Source organism: Peptostreptococcus russellii, assembly GCF_003012055.1.
GTDB classification, from domain to species: Bacteria; Bacillota; Clostridia; order Peptostreptococcales; family Peptostreptococcaceae; genus Peptostreptococcus; species Peptostreptococcus russellii.
Genome location: NZ_JYGE01000003.1, coordinates 291,836 through 310,048 on the forward strand (window position 1 = coordinate 291,836; position 18,213 = coordinate 310,048).

15 protein-coding genes are annotated in these 18,213 nt (G+C 30.3%); all 15 read left to right on the forward strand.

Features of this window, described 5'->3' with window-relative positions:
- Positions 1–176 precede the first annotated feature (176 nt).
- The 15 genes from UF10_RS03305 to UF10_RS03380 all read left to right on the forward strand — a co-directional run bounded on the left by UF10_RS03305 (position 177) and on the right by UF10_RS03380 (position 18,206).
- A complete protein-coding gene (locus UF10_RS03305) occupies positions 177–1,580 on the forward strand; it encodes a sulfurtransferase (protein WP_106776395.1) in 1,404 nt (467 codons plus the stop codon).
- Positions 1,581–2,322: 742 nt separating this feature from the next.
- A complete protein-coding gene (gene ychF, locus UF10_RS03315; RefSeq protein ID WP_106776397.1) occupies positions 2,323–3,420 on the forward strand; it encodes a redox-regulated ATPase YchF in 1,098 nt (365 codons plus the stop codon).
- Positions 3,421–3,935: 515 nt separating this feature from the next.
- Positions 3,936–4,391, forward strand: coding sequence for a leucine-rich repeat domain-containing protein (locus UF10_RS03320; RefSeq protein WP_106776398.1), 456 nt, complete (start codon positions 3,936–3,938; stop codon positions 4,389–4,391).
- 16 nt (positions 4,392–4,407) lie between these two features.
- The gene (yfmF, locus tag UF10_RS03325; protein ID WP_106776399.1) at positions 4,408–5,667 is read left to right on the forward strand and encodes an EF-P 5-aminopentanol modification-associated protein YfmF; all 1,260 of its coding nucleotides are present in this window, start codon (positions 4,408–4,410) and stop codon (positions 5,665–5,667) included.
- A gap of 183 nt (positions 5,668–5,850) precedes the next feature.
- Positions 5,851–7,158 carry an EF-P 5-aminopentanol modification-associated protein YfmH gene (gene yfmH / locus UF10_RS03330; RefSeq protein ID WP_106776400.1) on the forward strand — a complete coding sequence of 436 codons (1,308 nt, stop codon included), beginning with the start codon at positions 5,851–5,853 and terminating at the stop codon, positions 7,156–7,158.
- 129 nt (positions 7,159–7,287) lie between these two features.
- Positions 7,288–8,025 carry a prolipoprotein diacylglyceryl transferase gene (lgt, locus tag UF10_RS03335; protein ID WP_106776401.1) on the forward strand — a complete coding sequence of 246 codons (738 nt, stop codon included), beginning with the start codon at positions 7,288–7,290 and terminating at the stop codon, positions 8,023–8,025.
- Positions 8,015–8,950, forward strand: a complete 936-nt coding sequence (gene rsmH, locus UF10_RS03340) for a 16S rRNA (cytosine(1402)-N(4))-methyltransferase RsmH (RefSeq protein ID WP_106776402.1) — start codon at positions 8,015–8,017, stop codon at positions 8,948–8,950. The genes lgt and rsmH overlap by 11 nt, the downstream gene beginning before the upstream one ends.
- Positions 8,951–9,162: 212 nt before the next feature.
- Positions 9,163–10,575 carry a UDP-N-acetylmuramoyl-tripeptide--D-alanyl-D-alanine ligase gene (locus UF10_RS03345; protein ID WP_106776403.1) on the forward strand — a complete coding sequence of 471 codons (1,413 nt, stop codon included), beginning with the start codon at positions 9,163–9,165 and terminating at the stop codon, positions 10,573–10,575.
- Positions 10,569–11,534, forward strand: a complete 966-nt coding sequence (gene mraY / locus UF10_RS03350) for a phospho-N-acetylmuramoyl-pentapeptide-transferase (protein ID WP_106776404.1) — start codon at positions 10,569–10,571, stop codon at positions 11,532–11,534. Before UF10_RS03345 ends, mraY begins: the two co-directional genes overlap by 7 nt.
- 10 nt (positions 11,535–11,544) lie before the next feature.
- On the forward strand, positions 11,545–12,942 hold the full coding sequence (murD, locus tag UF10_RS03355; protein ID WP_207654561.1) for a UDP-N-acetylmuramoyl-L-alanine--D-glutamate ligase: 1,398 nt from the start codon (positions 11,545–11,547) through the stop codon (positions 12,940–12,942).
- 24 nt (positions 12,943–12,966) lie between these two features.
- Complete coding sequence (murG, locus tag UF10_RS03360) at positions 12,967–14,073, forward strand: undecaprenyldiphospho-muramoylpentapeptide beta-N-acetylglucosaminyltransferase (protein ID WP_106776406.1); 1,107 nt, start codon at positions 12,967–12,969, stop codon at positions 14,071–14,073.
- 210 nt (positions 14,074–14,283) lie between these two features.
- Entirely contained in the window at positions 14,284–15,453 is a 1,170-nt protein-coding gene (ftsZ, locus tag UF10_RS03365) for a cell division protein FtsZ (RefSeq protein WP_106776407.1), read from the forward strand.
- 86 nt (positions 15,454–15,539) lie between these two features.
- On the forward strand, positions 15,540–16,010 hold the full coding sequence (gene nrdR / locus UF10_RS03370; RefSeq protein WP_106776408.1) for a transcriptional regulator NrdR: 471 nt from the start codon (positions 15,540–15,542) through the stop codon (positions 16,008–16,010).
- A gap of 24 nt (positions 16,011–16,034) precedes the next feature.
- Complete coding sequence (locus UF10_RS03375) at positions 16,035–16,700, forward strand: response regulator transcription factor (protein ID WP_106776409.1); 666 nt, start codon at positions 16,035–16,037, stop codon at positions 16,698–16,700.
- A gap of 150 nt (positions 16,701–16,850) precedes the next feature.
- Complete coding sequence (locus tag UF10_RS03380; protein WP_242969029.1) at positions 16,851–18,206, forward strand: ATP-binding protein; 1,356 nt, start codon at positions 16,851–16,853, stop codon at positions 18,204–18,206.
- Positions 18,207–18,213: the final 7 nt, after the last annotated feature.

The following is an 18,213-nucleotide window of genomic DNA, read 5'->3' on the forward strand; positions in this document are numbered from 1 at the left end:
ATAAAAATATTTATAAATTATAACAGAAAATATCATAAGAGAAATAAACTATATAATGAGAGTATCTAATAGAAAAAATCTATGATTAGAATTTTCTTATTATAGCATTATTGTGGTATTATAGATATAATATATAAAAATATAGAGAGTTTATATTAAAAAAGAAAGGGAAAAGTATGTTATCGAAGAAAAGTATTTTAAAAACAGTATCATGTGCTATGATATTAGGTTTATCCTTGACTGGATGTAACAGTAAAGTTAGTTCAAAATCAAGAGATAAGAAAGAGGATACTGTACAATTTTCCAGTATATCTACAGAAGATGCTGAAAAGTATGCCTTAGATGATGATTATATATTTGTAGATACAAGGAATGATAGTTATTATAATGGTTTTAAACAAGATGGATTAGCAAGAGGTGGTCATATAGAGGGTGCACTTCAGTATAGTGCTGACTGGATAGGAAGGGTAAATGATAATAAGCTTGCTAAATTTGTTGAAGATAAGGGAATAGATAAAAAGAAAAAGATTATTGTCTATGATACAGATTCAGAAAATACTAAAAAGGTTGCTAAAATGTTAAAAGATTTAGCTTATGATGTATCAATTTACAATAAACTCAATGAGTTTTCAGAGAATGAAGAAAATAATATGATTAGCTTTCCAAGATATGAACAGCTGGTAAATGCACAGTGGCTAAAAGACTTAACTGATGGAAAAGAAGTGGAAAGTTTAGAGAATAAGGATTATATGATATTTGAGGTATCTTGGGGTCCAGTGAGTCAGGCAAAGGACTATAAAAATTCACATATAAAAGGAGCATATCATTTCAATACAGATTGGATAGAAAACGGTCCTGACTGGAATATTTCAAAAGCTGAAGTAGTTAAAAAAAATCTTGAAAAGGCTGGCATATCAAAAGATAAGACAATAGTTCTTTATTCAAGTGATTCGTCTGCAGCTGCTAGGGTGATGTTTGCATTGAAGTGGGCGGGCGTTGAAGATGTAAGAATATTAAACGGTGGATTGAAAGCTTGGCAAGAGGCAAAGTATCCAACTGAATCAAAAATAAATAAGCCTAAAAAAATAGATAATTTTGGAGTAGTAGCTTCTAACTCTCAAATAAATATTTCGACAGCTATGGAAGTTATAGAAAAAATGGGTAGTGAGAAGTTAAAATTAATAAGTATAAGGTCTTGGGAAGAGTATATAGGTAAAACTAGTGGATATGACTATATATCTAAAGCTGGAGAACCAAAGGGAGCTATATGGGGATTTGCTGGAAGTGATGCATCTAGTATGCAGGATTATTACGACCCAGATGGAACATTTAGAAATCCATTGGAAATGGCAGAACTTTGGGAGAAGCAAGGAATACAAAAAGATGATAAGGCAGCCTTTTACTGTGGAACTGGATGGAGAGCCGCAGTGCCTTGGGAAATGACACAGATGATGGGCTGGGATAACTTTGTATTATATGATGGTGGTTGGAATATGTGGCAGATGGATGAAGAGTTGCCTGTTCAGCTTGGTGCACCAAATAATATGAAAAAGCCAGACTCAAAAAATGATTTTAAATAGATTAAGAAGAAAATAAATGAAACTTTTAAAAACAATGATGTATATAATAGAACTTACCCCTTTTTTCTTATTTGCACTAATAAACTATCTCGCAAACACTAAAATGTCTATGATGAGATATGTAACATATAAAAATATATACTTTGAAGAAAAAATATTTACTGATAGTATAGTAAATTTATTAATTTATTTATTGATTTTTTTAATATTAATAAATTTATTTTTGCTGATAAAAAGAAAATATACTTTTCAAAAGATATTTTAATAAATGTTTTAATTCTTTCTTTGATGATATTTTTCGCCAAATATTTTAGTATAGAGAAAGTTTTTACATATTACTATATGCTTATATCAATCTCAATAGTTTTACTTTGCGAATTTATAAAAATTATAGCAGTTATGGTGTATGAAAGTAGGAAAAATATTGGTAAATTTTAATGTATAAATAAAAAGAAATATGCTTATAAGTTAGAGGCTATTGTCGATCAATAGCCTCTAACTATTATATAATGAATTAATATAAAGTTAAAAAATATCTTTCAAAGCAAAAATAGTAAATAATAAAAAGCTTAAAAGAGGTCTAAAACATTGATTTTATAATATTTATAAGATATAATATAGAGTGTTAAAAAGCGTGTTTTTTTATTATATATGTTTTATTGAGCATTTTTTTATTTATAAAAATCCTTTAAAATATAATTAATAACACATAAATTGATTTATTTAGTGGAGGTAATATATTATGAAATTAGGTATCGTAGGATTGCCAAATGTTGGTAAAAGTACTTTGTTCAATGCAATTACACAGGCTGGTGCTGAATCTGCCAACTATCCTTTCTGTACAATAGATCCAAATGTAGGAGTTGTGTCCGTACCAGATAGTAGACTTAACAAATTGAAAGAACTTTATGATTCTAAAAAAATTGTTCAGACAGCTATAGAGTTTGTAGATATAGCAGGTCTTGTAAAGGGTGCATCAAAAGGAGAAGGTCTAGGAAATAAATTCCTATCAAATATAAGAGAAGTAGATGCTATTGTTCACGTAGTAAGATGTTTTGAAGATTCAAATGTAGTACACGTAGATGGAAATATAAATTCTTTAAGAGATATTGAAACAATTAATCTAGAGCTAATATTCTCAGATGAAGAAATATTAGATAGAAGAATAACTAAGACAACAAAGGGATTAAAAGCAGATAAAACTTTGCAGTCTGAGTTGAATATATTGAAAAAATTAAAAGAAACTTTGGAAGAAGGTAAGAGTATAAGAACTATGGATCTTACTGAAGATGAATGGGATTATGTAAAAACTTTGGATCTATTAAGTTCAAAGCCAGTTATCTATGTATCTAATGTATCCGAAGATGATTTAATAAATGATGGTGCAAATAATGAAATGGTTAAGGCAGTAAGAGAGTTTGCAGCAACTGAAGATTCAGAAGTTGTAGTTGTATCAGCTCAGATTGAAGCGGAAATTGCTGAGTTGGAAACTGAAGAAGAAAAGCATGAGTTTTTGGAAACATTAGGATTAGAACAATCAGGTCTTGATAAGCTTATACAGTCTTCATATCATCTTTTAGGATTGATATCTTTCCTTACAGCAGGTCCTCAGGAAGTAAGAGCATGGACTATCAAAAAGGGAATGAAGGCTCCACAGGCAGGTGGTAAGATTCATTCTGATATAGAAAGAGGATTTATAAAGGCTGAAACTATTGCCTATGAAGATCTTCTTGAATACGGAACTATGTCGGCTGCTAAAGAAAAAGGATTAGTAAGACTAGAAGGAAAAGAATATATAGTTAAAGATGGAGATGTAATTTTATTTAAATTTAATGTATAAAATAAATTTAAATATCCATATTAAAAAGCTAGTTGTTCATATTGTGAACGGCTAGCTTTTTTGATTTTAAAATATATTTTTAAAGCATCTAAAGAATTATAGTCCTTTAAAAGATTTTATATATTTTGCTGAACCTAGGCTCAAACTTAAGTAGTATTAAGGGATATTTATATAGCTAACTTATAGAAAGTTTGATTAATTATATATTAAAAAGAAGTTTATATATATAATTTAAATAATAAAATCAATTTAAAAAGAAAATATATGGAATAGTTTAGCTATAAACTGCTTTTCTTTTAAATATATAAAATCATATATTTGAAAAGTGATAGTTATATTTTGATTGTTTCATAACTGAAAAACAATATAAAACTTTTGGATATAAATAATTAACGATAAAAAATTAATAGTATTCAGCTGTATTTTTAAAATTCTTGGAATTTAACAAACTATGATTTTATGTTATAATAACTAGATAGACGTTTTGGTAAAATACAAGAAAAGAGGGAGTATAAATGTTTGTTGATTTTGAATGTGAGAATTTAAAAAAAGCAATAATAAAAAATTATAAAGAAAAGATTGATCCTAATTTTGATGGTGTGGAAGTGACACCTGAGATGATGGAAAAGTTTGACTTATTAGATTTAAATGAATCAGATATCAGTAGTTTGAAGGGAATAGAATATGCTAAGAATTTAAGGCATTTATATATGGCTTTTAATTCAATAAATAATATAGAACCTTTGAAGGCTTGCCAAAATCTAGAAAAGTTAGATTTTCATGGAAATGATGTGGTTGATATATGGCCTTTAGAGGGTTTAAGACGTTTAGAGTTTTTGAATATTGCCAATAATAGGATTACAGATGTTATGGCATTAAATGATATTGCCAATATTGACGCTATAAACATAAAAGGAAATACAATAGAGAATCAATTACCACTGCGTCATATAAGATTTGTAAAAAAATAAGGAGAAAAATTTTAATATGTCTAATATAAGTATATTTGACTTAGACAAAGGAGTGTCTTTAGGTCTTATAAAGAATGAAAAGTTTAAATCGAATTTGATTTCAATATATTTTGCAAGAAACCTGAAGAGAGAAGAGGCAACTAAGGTATCATTGTTATCAAATATGCTATCTGTGGGTACAATGAAATACCCTACTATGAGAGATATATCTAGAAGGTTGGATGAACTATATGGAATGTCAATGAATGTAGGAGTAAGTAAACATGGTGAAAAAGCATTAACTTACTTTAAATTTTTGAGTGTATCAGATAAATATTTAGATGAACCTATATTTGAAGAGGTAGTAGACTTTATAAATGAAATAGTCTCAAATCCCTTAGTAATAGATAATAAGCTAAATCCAGATATGTTTGATATAGAAAAAGAAATATTAAAGGATGAGATAAATTCAAAAATAAATGATAAGAGAAGCTATGCATCTTTAAGATGTATAGAAGCAATGTGTTATGATGAGCCTTACTCTATAGATCAAGTAGGTTATGTGGAGGATTTAAAGTCAATAACTGCTGAAAATATGTATGAGATGTACAAAGAATTTATAGCTACATCAAGAATATTTATAACTGTAGAAGGCGACTTTGATGAAAAAGAAGCACACAAAATTTGTCATGACAAGTTTAAGTTTGACAGAGGTAACATAGAAAATATTGAAAGAGAAAGGTTTGATATAGTTCCTCATGATCCGACTTATCTAACGGAGATAATCGGTGCTAATCAAGGAAAACTAGTAATTGGATACAGAACAGGTGTTGATTATAAGGATTATGAAAACTATTATAGCTTGATGGTTGGCAATAGTTTGTTTGGTGGTGGACCACATTCAAAACTATTCAATAATGTAAGAGAAAAAGAAAGTATTTGCTACTATGCAAGCTCTGTTTTAGAAAAGTGCAAAGGTCTAATGATTGTGAGTTCAGGTATAGAAGTTAACAATTATGAAAGAGCATTAGAACTTATAACAAAGGAATTGCAAGATGTAATAAATGGCAACTTTTCAGAGGAAGATGTAGATAATTCTAAAAAGAGTATATTAAACGCTCTAAAGGCATCTTATGATTCAGTATCAGGAGAGTCTGACTTTACTTATAATCAATTTATTAGTGGAACAAATCTAGAGATTGAAGAAGTTATAAATTATGTATCAAATGTAGATAAAGAAAGCATTGTTAGGTCCATGGCAAATATTTTTGAAGATACTGTTTACTATCTAAGGTAATTAAGCTAATAAGATTACTGTAAAGAAATCTACAAAAAGAATTTGTAAATAAAAATGTAATGCAATAGTATTTCTGTTATTAGCTTTATTAATTTTTCTTAATATATAAAATAGAATAAGAAATTTATAAGCTAGCTGAAAGAATATATGCAATAACATTTTAAAATATTTGGGAGGACTTTGATGAATAAAATTTACAATGATATTATAAATGAAGAGCTATATTTTGATAAAATGGAAAATGGCCTTGAGGTATTTTATATACCCAAAAAGGGATTTGTGAACAAATATGCGGTATTAGGAGTAGACTTTGGGTCAAATGACTTAGAGTTTGTTCCAATAGGAGAAACTGAGAAAATAAGGGTAAGTGAAGGAATAGCACATTTTTTAGAACATAAAATGTTTGAACAAGCAGATGGTTCAAATGCTTTTGATGAGTTTTCTAGATTAGGGGCAAGCGCAAATGCATTTACAGGCTTTACAATGACGGCATACTTATTTTCAGCTACAGAAAATTTCTATCCTTCTTTAAAGCACTTAATTGAATATGTTGAAGCACCATATTATACTGAAGAAAATGTCGAGAAAGAAAAAGGAATAATTGCACAGGAAATAAAGATGTATCAAGATGATCCTGACTGGAATGTTTATTTTAACTGTTTAAAGGCGATGTATTCTAAACATCATACTAATATAGATATTGCAGGGAGTGTAGATAGTATATATAAGATTACTCCAGAAGAATTATATAAGTGTTACAATACTTTTTATAATCCAGCAAATATGAAGCTATTTATTGTCGGTGATTTAGATCCAGACAAATTGATTGAGACTATTAAAGAAGCCAATAATGATGATATTGACTTCTCTGAAAATATAGAGAGATTTATGGAAAAAGAACCTTTAGAAATTAACGAAAGTCTGATAGTAGACAAGTATACAGTATCTATGCCAATGTTTTATATAGGTTATAAAGATGAATTTGTAAAAAGGGAAGCTAGGGAAAGTTTGAAGTTAGAAATAATAACAGATATGTTGTTCGATATAATCTTCTCAGAAAGTGGAGATCTTCATCAAAATCTATATAATGAAGGATTGATTGTTGGTGGAATTTCTGGAGGTTATCTATCTCAAAAGGATTATGCATATGCAGTTGCTTCAGGAGCATCAAAAGATCCGAGAGAAGTGAAGAAAAGAATAGATGAATACATAGAAAATCTTAAAAAAACAGGTATAGATAGCTATGAATTTGAAATCAATAAGAAAAAGAAAATCGGTGGATTTTTGAAGTCTTTTGATTCAATAAACTATATAGCAAACAATTTTTTGAACTATATGTTTAGAGGAATCAATTTCTTGGAGTACTTTGAAGTATTAAAGGAAGTTGAAATAGAAGATATAAATAAAAGACTGTATGAGTTTTTTAAGGAAGATAATAGTGTTTTATCTATTGTAGAGCCAAAAGAAACTACTAGAGAATTCAACCAATAATTTAAAATTAAATCAATGCTAAAAGATTTAAAGTTTTTGTATTGAAAAAAAGACTATATATTCTATTCAATATAATTTATAATTGAATAGAATATATTATTTTTAGAGGGTAAATACTAGGAGGAAGAGATGAATAGAGTAGCATTTTCTGTTTTTGGCATAGATGTAATGTGGTATGGAATACTTATAGCTATTGGTATGCTCTTGGCGGTTGTAATCGCAACAAGAGAAGCAAAAAGAGTAGGCTATAAGGAGGACGATGTAATAGATTTAGCGTTGTTTTTAATTCCTCTTGGTGTAATTGGTGCTAGAATATACTATGTTATATTCAGTTGGGACAACTACTCAGGAAGTATATCAGCAATGTTTAACATACGTGGCGGAGGTTTGGCAATACACGGTGGTATAATCGCAGGAATTATTACAGGAGTAGTATTTGCAAGAGTAAGAAAGCTGAATTTTTTTAAGCTAGCAGATATAGTAGTATTAGGAGTTCCCTTGGCACAAGCAATTGGAAGATGGGGAAACTTTATAAATCAAGAAGCACATGGTGGACCAACTAATTTACCTTGGGGTATAATAGTGGAAGGGCAAAAAGTTCACCCTACGTTTTTATACGAGTCAATATGGGATTTATTGATATTTATATTTATATTTGCCAGAAGAAAAGAAAAAAAATATGAAGGCTATATATTAGTAGAATACTTGTTATTGTATTCTTTTGGTAGGTTTTTAATAGAGGGACTAAGAACGGATTCCTTAATGTTTGGACCTATTAGAATGGCTCAATTAATCAGTTTGATTGGGATAGCAGTAGCGATTGTATTGCATATAGCTTTATTAAAAAGGAGTAAAAATGGAATTTAATCATGTTTCTGTACTCTTAAATGAGTGCATAGAAAATCTTAATATAAAGCCAGATGGTGTATATGTTGATTGTACGATGGGTGGAGCAGGTCATAGCAAGGAGATAGCAAAAAAATTATCTGAAGATGGAAGACTTATTTGTTTTGATCAAGATATAAATGCTATTAATGTTGCAAAAGAAAGATTGGCAGAGTTTGGAGAAAAAGTAATACTTGTTCATAGTAATTTTGAAAATATAAAAGATGAGATAAAGTCTTTGGGGATAGACAAGATTGATGGAGTTTTGGCTGACTTAGGAGTATCATCACATCAGCTAGATGAGGCTTCAAGAGGATTTTCATATATGAATGATGCACCACTTGATATGAGAATGGATAATAGATGTGAAAATTCTGCGTGGGACATAGTAAATAATTATTCTGAAGAGAGTCTTCACAAGATTATAAAAGAATATGGGGAAGAAAACTGGTCTAAAAGAATCGCTAAGTTTATAGTAGAAGAAAGAAAAGACAAGACAATAGAAACTACATATGACTTGGTAGAAATAATAAAAAAGGCCATACCTAAAAAAGCCAGAATGAATGGACCTCATCCAGCAAAGAGGACATTTCAAGCTATAAGAATAGAAGTAAATAATGAGTTGGGTGTAATAAAAAATATGATAGATGATGCAGTAAGTATTATGAATCCAACTGGAAGAATTTGTATAATAACATTTCATTCTTTAGAAGATAGAATAGTAAAGAATGAATATAAATATTTAGCTCAGGACTGTATATGTCCACCAGAGATGCCATTTTGTCAATGTGACAAAAAAAGTGAGGTAAAAATAATCACTAGAAAGCCTATTTTACCTAGTGAAGAGGAAGTAAATGTCAATCCAAGGTCAAGAAGTGCAAAATTAAGGGTGGCAGAAAAAAAGTAAAACTGGTAATATAATAGATGTTGAAAAAATATGGTCTGTAGATAAGAGATAACTTTTATGATTGAGTAATAATAAATATTCATTGCTACTTACAGTATAAATGGATATGTTTAGAAATAGTTATATTAATAGATTATAGCTATTTCTAAAATTTATTAGCGATTATAAATCATTTGTTATTTACAGTTTCCATTTATTTTAGGAGGAATAAGATGATTAGCTTAACAGTTGAAGAAATACTCAAGTCAACAGAAGGCAAATTGATCTATGGTGATGAAAATAATGAGATCAAAAAAATTGTTATAGATAGTAGGATGGCAGATAGTCAATCTTTGTTTGTAGCAGTCGTAGGTGAAGTTCAAGATGGACATAAATACATAAAAGACGCCTATCAGCTTGGATGTAGAGCATTTTTGATTAGTGATGAATCTTTTGTTGAAAAAGAATTGGAAAACTCATCAGTAATTGAGGTGGAAAATACAGAAATAGCACTTGGCAAAATTGCTAAATATTATAGAGGGGCTTTTGATATTCCAGTAGTTGGTGTTACTGGAAGTGTAGGAAAGACAACTACTAGAGATATGATTTATTCTGTTTTATCCAATAAATTTAACACATTAAAAAATGAGAAAAATTTAAACAATCAATTTGGGGTGCCTCTAACTCTATTTAATTTAAATAGAGAAAATGAATGTGCCATTATAGAAATGGGAATGTGTGGATTTGGTGAAATTGAATATTTAGTTGATATAGTTAGACCAAAAATAGGTGTCATATCTAATATAGGAATGTCACATATAGAACTTCTTGGATCACAAGAGGGAATTTTCAAAGCAAAAATGGAAATTGCTAGCTACTTTGATGAAGCTTCTACTCTAATAGTAAATGGAGATGATAAGTTTTTATCTGAAGTTTATAAGGAATATAACAAGGGTGATAAAGAAGGATACACAGTATACTCATTTGGAAAAGGAAGAGATAATACTGTTTCATGTAGAAAGATAGTATCAATAGGAGATGAAAAAACATTATTCACTCTTTCTATTGAAGGCATAGAAGATGAAATAGAGTTTGAAATACCAACTGTTGGAGAACATAATGTATATAATGCTATGTCTTCTATACTTGTAGGGTTGATTTTAGGGATGACTATTGAAGAAATAAAGGAAGGTTTGCTAAATTTCCAAGCAACTAAAGATAGACAGGATATAATAAACACAGATGATTTTACAATAATAAATGATGTTTATAATGCAAGCCCAGATTCTATGATAGCTTCAATGAAAGTTCTTAGCCTATATAATGACAAGAGAAGAGTAGCAATACTGGGAGATTGTCTTGAAATGGGAGAATTTGCAGAAGAAGCTCATAGAAAGATTGGAGTTCAAACGCTTGACAAAGTGGATGTCATAATCACTACAGGAGAATCTGCTGAATTTATAGGCACTGAAGCTAAGGAACGTGGATTTGATCTAAGTAAGGTATATCATTTTAAAACTAAGGAAGAATTAATAGCTTCTCTATCTGATATATTAAAAAAAGATGATGCTATATTAGTAAAGGCATCAAGAGGTATGAAATTTGAAGATATAGTAAAGTATATAGAAGGAGGCTGTAAATGCTAGGATTTAAAGATTTAACCTTAACAGCTATAATTGCATTTGTTTTGGTGATGGTTATGGGGCCAGTTTTAATACCATTTTTACATAAATTTAAGTTTGGACAAACGGTAAGAGATGATGGACCTCAATCACATCTAAAGAAAAACGGAACGCCTACAATGGGTGGAGTAATGATGATGTTGGCAATTCTTATTGCAACACTTATAAGAGCAGATTTAAGCACTGAAATATTTATGGCTCTTTTATGTATGTTAGGATTTGGAATGGTTGGCTTTATAGATGATTTTGTAAAAATAAAAATGACAAGATCACTAGGGCTTACTGCTAAACAAAAGATTGTATTACAGGTAATACTAGCTTTAGTAATTTCAATTTATAAATATAAAGCAATTGGAAGTGGTATACAGTTTATAGTTCCATTTTCACAGGCAGGAATTAATATAGGCATAGCTTATGTTCCTGTAATGTTAGTTGTAATACTTGGAACTGTAAATGCAGTAAACCTTACTGATGGATTGGATGGATTAGCCAGTGGTATAACAGCTATCGTATCTACTTTCTTTATGGTATTTGCTCTTATGATAGCAAATAATATGGGTATGTCTCAAATGGCAGCAGCTACTTTAGGGGCTTGTATAGGCTTTATGTGGTTCAATGTAAACCCTGCTAAGGTATTTATGGGGGACACAGGTTCAATGGCACTAGGAGGCGCTGTTACAGCATTTGCAATATTTACCAATTCAGTACTTATTATTCCAATAGTTGGAGGAATATACTTTGCAGAGGCACTATCTGTTATAATACAGGTTCTTTATTTTAAGAAGACTAAGAAAAGAATCTTTAAAATGGCTCCTCTTCACCATCATTATGAACAGTGTGGATGGCCAGAAACAAAGGTTGTATTTATATTTTGGATAGTTTCCATCGTTCTTGCATGGATCGGTGTTGTAGCAATGTTTTAGTAATACATAAATGAATAAAGAGGTGACGGCGTTGTTTAGTAAAAACAAGATATTAGTTGTAGGTATGGCAAGGTCTGGCATAGCTTCAGCTAAGTATTTATTAAGAAGTGGAGCCGAAGTAATAATTAACGACTCAAAAGATAAAGAAAGTTTAAAAGATATAATTAAAGAATTTGATGAATTTGAAAAGGTAAAGTTTATATTTGGAAGAAATCCAAATAGTAAAGACTTATCAGATATAGATTTTGCAGTAGTATCTCCAGGTGTACCACTAGACCTTGATTACATATTAGAAATAAAAGAAAATGGTAAGGAAGTCTTTAGTGAGATAGAGTTAGCTTATAGGGCTAGTAGAGAAAAAGACCTTGATTTCATAGCTATTACAGGTACTAATGGGAAGACAACTACAACTTCAATAGTTGGTGAAATATTTGAAAAAGCAGGCTATGAAACTTATATAGTTGGAAATATAGGAAATCCTGCTATAAGTGCAGTTGAAAAAGCAAGTGAGAAAGCTGTTTTAGTAACTGAATTATCAAGCTTTCAATTAGAGAGTGTAGTTGATTTCAATCCTAAAGTTTCTTCTGTTTTAAATCTTACAGAAGATCATTTAAATAGACACCATACTATGGAAAATTATGCAAAAGCAAAGATGAATGTATTTAAAAATCAGTTTGATAGAGAAGTTTGTGTTTTAAATTATGATGACGAAACTACTAGGAAAATGGCTGAATATTGCAAGGCTAAAGTAATATATTTTTCTAGAAAAGTTCAGCTAGATGAAGGCATATTCTTAGATAAAGATAATAATATTGTAATGAAAATGAATAATAAACTTCAAAAGATAATGAGTTCAAAAGAATTAAGCCTTCCTGGAGGACACAATTTAGAAAACTGTATGGCTGCTATAGCTATTTGCTATGAATATGGTATAGATATAGAGACTATTGTAGATTTACTAAAAAACTTTAAAGCAGTTGAACATAGATTAGAGTATGTAGACACTGTAGAAGGAGTTTCATATATAAATGACTCAAAAGGTACAAATCCAGATTCGACAATAAAGGCAGTCCAGTCATATGAGCACCCAATAATTTTAATAGCAGGTGGATATGACAAGGGCAGTGACTTCAATGAGCTATTTGAAATAGCTAAAAAATATGTTAGAAGTGTTGTTATTTTAGGTCAGACATCAGATCTTATAGAAGATACAGCAAAGAAACATGGTCTTGATGATATATATAGAGTAGAAACTATAAAAGAAGCTGTATATAAGTCACATCAAATAGCTAATGAAAAAGATATTGTACTACTATCGCCTGCATGTGCAAGTTGGGGAATGTACAATAACTATGAAGAAAGAGGAATAGATTTTAAGAAGAGTGTTCAGGAACTTAAAGAAAAATAATCTTAAAATTAGAAGGGAAGTATTATGAGAGTTATATTATCAGGTGGGGGAACTGGAGGCCACGTATACCCCGCAATTGCAATAGCCAATAAAATAAAAGAAAAAAATCCAGACACTGAAATTTTATTTGTTGGAACACAAGAAGGTATAGAGTCAGAGATAGTACCTAAATATGGTTACAATATTGAATTTATAAAGGTAAAAGGATTTAAGAGAAAAATAGATTTTGAAAATGTTAAAAGAGTTTTCATGTTTATAAAGTCTCTAGGAGATTCTAAAAAAATAATAAAAAAATTCAATCCAGATATAGTAATAGGAACGGGAGGCTATGTAAGTGGTTCAGTAGTCTTAAAAGCTAGTAAAATGGGTGTAAAAACTTTTGTTCATGAACAAAATTCATTTCCTGGAATAACAAATAAGATGCTTTCAAAGAATGTTGACTTTGTTATGACAAGCTTTGAAGATTCACATAAAAGATTTCCAGAAAAAGCCCATAATAAATTGTATCTTACTGGAAATCCAGTGAGAGATGATATATTAAATGCAGATAGAGAATCATCAAGAAAGAAACTAAATATACCGATGGATAAAAAAATGTTTCTAGTTGCAGGTGGAAGCGGAGGGTCAGAAGAAATAAATGATGCACTGAGCTTGGCACTACCTAAGATGATAAAAGAAGACTTTGCCTTTACAATATCAACTGGAAAAACATACTATGAAAAATTTATGAGTCAATATGGTAATTTGGAATTTAAAAGCTATCAAAGAGTAGTTCCTTATTTAGATGATATGGCTGATAATCTAGCAGCATCAGATTTAGTGATTGGAAGTGCTGGGGCTATATCTATGGCAGAGATGACCTCTGTCGGAATACCTGCTATAATAGTACCAAAGGCATATACTGCGGAGAATCATCAAGAGTATAATGCAAAAAGCCTTGAAAGTGCAGGTGGTGGAGTTTGTATTACAGAAAAAGAATTAACTCCTGAAAAATTAGACTCAATAATCTTTGAGCTATTATCTAATGATGAAAAGTTAAAAAGTATGTCAGAGTGTAGCAAAAAATTTGGAAAAAGAGATGCTATTGATTTAATATATGACAAAATCAGCAAAGAATGCTTTTCCAAATAGATAAAAGCTATAAAAATGCAAAAAAAATTAAAAATATGTTGCAATAAAGGTGTTTTATAGGATATTATAGAATAGATAGAATGATATTTATTTGATGATAATATATATAATAGTATTTGTTTGAAAATTTTTAGATATAAAAACATTATTTGTTAATAAAAAGAAAATATTAAATCAGACATAGACTATAGTGTGAATGGGGGTTTATAAATGTTGAACTTTGTTGAAGAGCAAACAGGCTCTGCCAATATTAAAGTTATTGGAGTCGGTGGTGGCGGAAATAACGCTATTAACGTTATGATCAGCTCTGGCGTAAAGGGTGTTGAGTACATAGCTGTAAATACTGACAAACAGGCTTTAGATTCTTCTAAAGCGGAACATATATTACAGATTGGTGAAAAACTGACTAAAGGACTAGGTGCAGGTGCCAATCCTGAAAAAGGAAAAAAAGCTGCAGAGGAATCTGCTGATGAACTAGCAAAGGCTATAGAAGGCGCAGATATGGTATTTGTAACAGCTGGTATGGGTGGTGGAACAGGAACTGGTGCCGCTCCAGTAGTAGCTCAAATTGCCAAAAATGCAGGTGCTCTTACAGTAGCTGTTGTTACAAAACCTTTTTCTTTTGAAGGTAGAGTAAGAATGAAAAAGGCTGAAGAAGGTATTGCAGAACTTAAGAAGAATGTTGATACATTGATTACAATACCAAATGATAAAATACTTCAAATAATAGAAAAAAGAACTACTATTACAGAAGCTTTATCAAAGGCAGATGATATATTAAAGCAGGGTATACAGGCAATATCTGGCTTAATATCAGAAGCCGCTCTTATCAACCTTGACTTTGCGGACGTTGAAGCAATAATGAAGGATCAGGGACTTGCTCATATGGGTATGGGTACTTCTTCTGGTGAAGATAGAGCTCTTGTAGCTGCAAAGCAGGCAATAGAATCACCTTTATTAGAAACTACAATAGATGGCGCAAAGGGTGTTTTAATAAATGTAACTGGTGGAACAGACTTAGGATTGCTTGAAGTAAGTGAAGCAACAGAAATAATAAGAGAAAAATGTGACCCAGATGCTATGATTATATTTGGTGCCGCTACTAGAGAAGATTTTGGTGACGAAATAGTTATAACTGTAGTTGCAACAGGATTGCAAGATGATACTGAGGATATATTTAATACTCCACAGTTGAGAAGACAGCCATCTCAGCAACCTCCTATAACACCAAAATATAATGAAGTACAAAGAGTTAAAGAGCCACAGAAAGTTGAAAAAGCAAAGCCAGCTGAAGAGACTTTCACAAATAGTTTTGACGATACTGTGACAGCAGGAGATGACGATATGGTTATCCCTACTTTCCTAAGAAGAAAGAAGTAAAAATATCAATATAAACGGAATAGGGCTCAGCGTATAGTTGAGCCCATTTTATTAATAAATTAAGTTTTTAGAAAGAGGTGAAAAGTATGCTTTGTCCTTACTGTGAATGTAAAGAGTCGAAGGTCCTTGACTCAAGGCATATAGATTCTACATCTATAAGAAGAAGACGTGAATGTGAAAAGTGCAAAAAAAGATTTACAACTTACGAAAAGATAGAAATGGTTCCAGTGATGGTAATAAAAAAAGATGGAAGAAGAGAAGCTTTTGATAGAGATAAAATTAAGTTTGGCTTAATAAGATCATGCGAAAAAAGGCCAGTATCTATTTCAACAATAGATCAGTTGGTAGACTCTATTGAATCAGAAATAAATAAAATGTATATTGATGAAATTGAATCTACTAGAATAGGCGAGATGGTTATGGAAAGATTAAAAGAAGTCGACGAGGTAGCCTATGTTAGATTTGCATCAGTATATAGGCAATTTAAAGATTTAAACACTTTTGTCAATGAATTGGAAAGCATACTGAGTGAAAAAGACAAGAAAGAGGAAGAATAATCTTTATATAGAGGGGGTATCACTATGGCAAAAATACTTGTGATAGATGATGAAGAACATATATTGGAGCTTCTAAAGTTCAACTTGGAAGTGTCAGGTCATCAAGTCATATGCTGTACTAATGGCAAAGATGGTCTTAAGATGGCTAGAGAAGAAAATCCTGACTTGCTATTACTAGATTGGATGCTTCCCAACATAAGTGGAATAGATGTTTTAAAAATTATAAGAGAAGACGATAAAATAAGTGATTTACCAGTAATAATGCTGACAGCTAAGAACATGGAAGATGATAAAATAGAAGGCTTAGATAGAGGAGCAGACGATTTTATTACTAAGCCCTTTAGCGTAAAAGAGCTGATGGCTAGAATAAAAACAGTACTCAGAAGATATCATGCATCTGATGAGACTGCATTAAAAGCTGGTAAGATATCTCTGTATTTAGAGAGACATGAGGTTTATTTAGATGGAGAAAAAATAGAACTAACTCTAAAGGAATTTGAACTATTAAAGCTTCTGATACAAAATAGAGGAAAGGTATTAACAAGAGACTATTTGTTGGATAAAGTATGGGGCTACGAGTTCTTTGGAGAAACAAGAACTGTTGATGTCCATATAAGATATCTAAGGAAAAAGCTTGGTGAAAATTCAAGTATAGAAACAATTAGAGGAGTTGGCTATAAATTGAATTAATGTGTTTTAAAATTTTGACCGATGATGGGATTTATAAAACTCTAAATTATAAAAAAATAATTATGAGTATTAAAGTAAGTTATCAATTGAGTGAGATATTTTTATTAGAGGACATTTAAGTAGTTGTTCTGATGAAAGCGGGTTAAATAATTGGAAACAATAAGTATGTATAAAATAAACCATCTTATAGCAATAATTATGATAATATCCTGGATAGTCAGCCTTGTCTTGTATAAGGAAATAAGAAACTTAAGAGATTTTATGCATGATGTGATTAATTCATCAAAAAAAGTAAAGGATATGAATTTTGATGCCAAATTAAATATATCTAAACATGCAGAATTCAATACTTTTGCAGGCGACTATAATGATATGATTGGTATGCTAGAAAGATCTTTTGAGCAAGTGGAAGGTAAAAATATTCAATTAAATTCGATATTAAAGTCAGTATCAAATGGAATTTTAGTTATCGACGTATCTGATAGAGTTTTCCTTATAAACGATAAAGCAAAAGAATATCTAGGCTGCCCTATAGATAAGTCTATAGAGCTAGAGTCTATACATGATGTTATTAATGACAAAAAAATATTGGAGTTTATACAATACAATATAAATATAGATACAAGTACGAGCAAGGAAATAAAATTAGAAGATGGAAAAATATATAATGTCAAAGTAGATCCTTTAAGTATGGAGAGTCGAAAAGAAATATTGATAGCATCTGTAGTAAATATAGAAGATATCACGGAAAGAATTAAGTTAGAAAATATGAGAAGTGACTTTGCAGCAAATGTAAGTCATGAGCTTAAAACTCCACTTACATCGATACAGGGTTTTGTGGAGACACTAAAGACTAATGATGATACAATTAGTCCAGAAATGAGAAAAAGATTTTTAGAAATTATAGAAAATGAGTCATATAGATTAAGAATTTTAATAAATGATATTTTACTATTGTCCTCAATCGAAGGAGATGAAGAATTAAATCTTGAATGGGTTGATCTTGAAAAGGTAAATGAAAGAATATTTAATATGTTAGCGGATAAGGCTAAAAGTAAAGATCTTAATCTTGAGGTAGAATATCAATTGGAAAAAAATGACGAGGGAAAGTTTCTCTTATTAACACATAAACAATATTTTAAAGAGTTAATAATAAATCTTATGACTAACGGTATCAAATACAATAATCCAGGCGGATACGTGAAGATTGTGTATGGAGAAGACAAAGATAATTATTATATAACAGTTAAAGACAATGGTATAGGTATTAGCGATAGTGAAAAAGATAGGATATTTGAAAGATTTTATAGGATTAGCAAATCTAGAAATAAAGATATAGATGGCACGGGTCTTGGACTTGCGATTGTAAAACATATATTAATATCTCTAGAAGGTGATATAAGCCTAGAATCTAAATTAGGAGAAGGGTCTTCTTTTAAGATAACACTTCCCAAAAATTATAGTAAAAATAATGATACTATATATTTTGGCTCAAATAATGTATAATTATAAA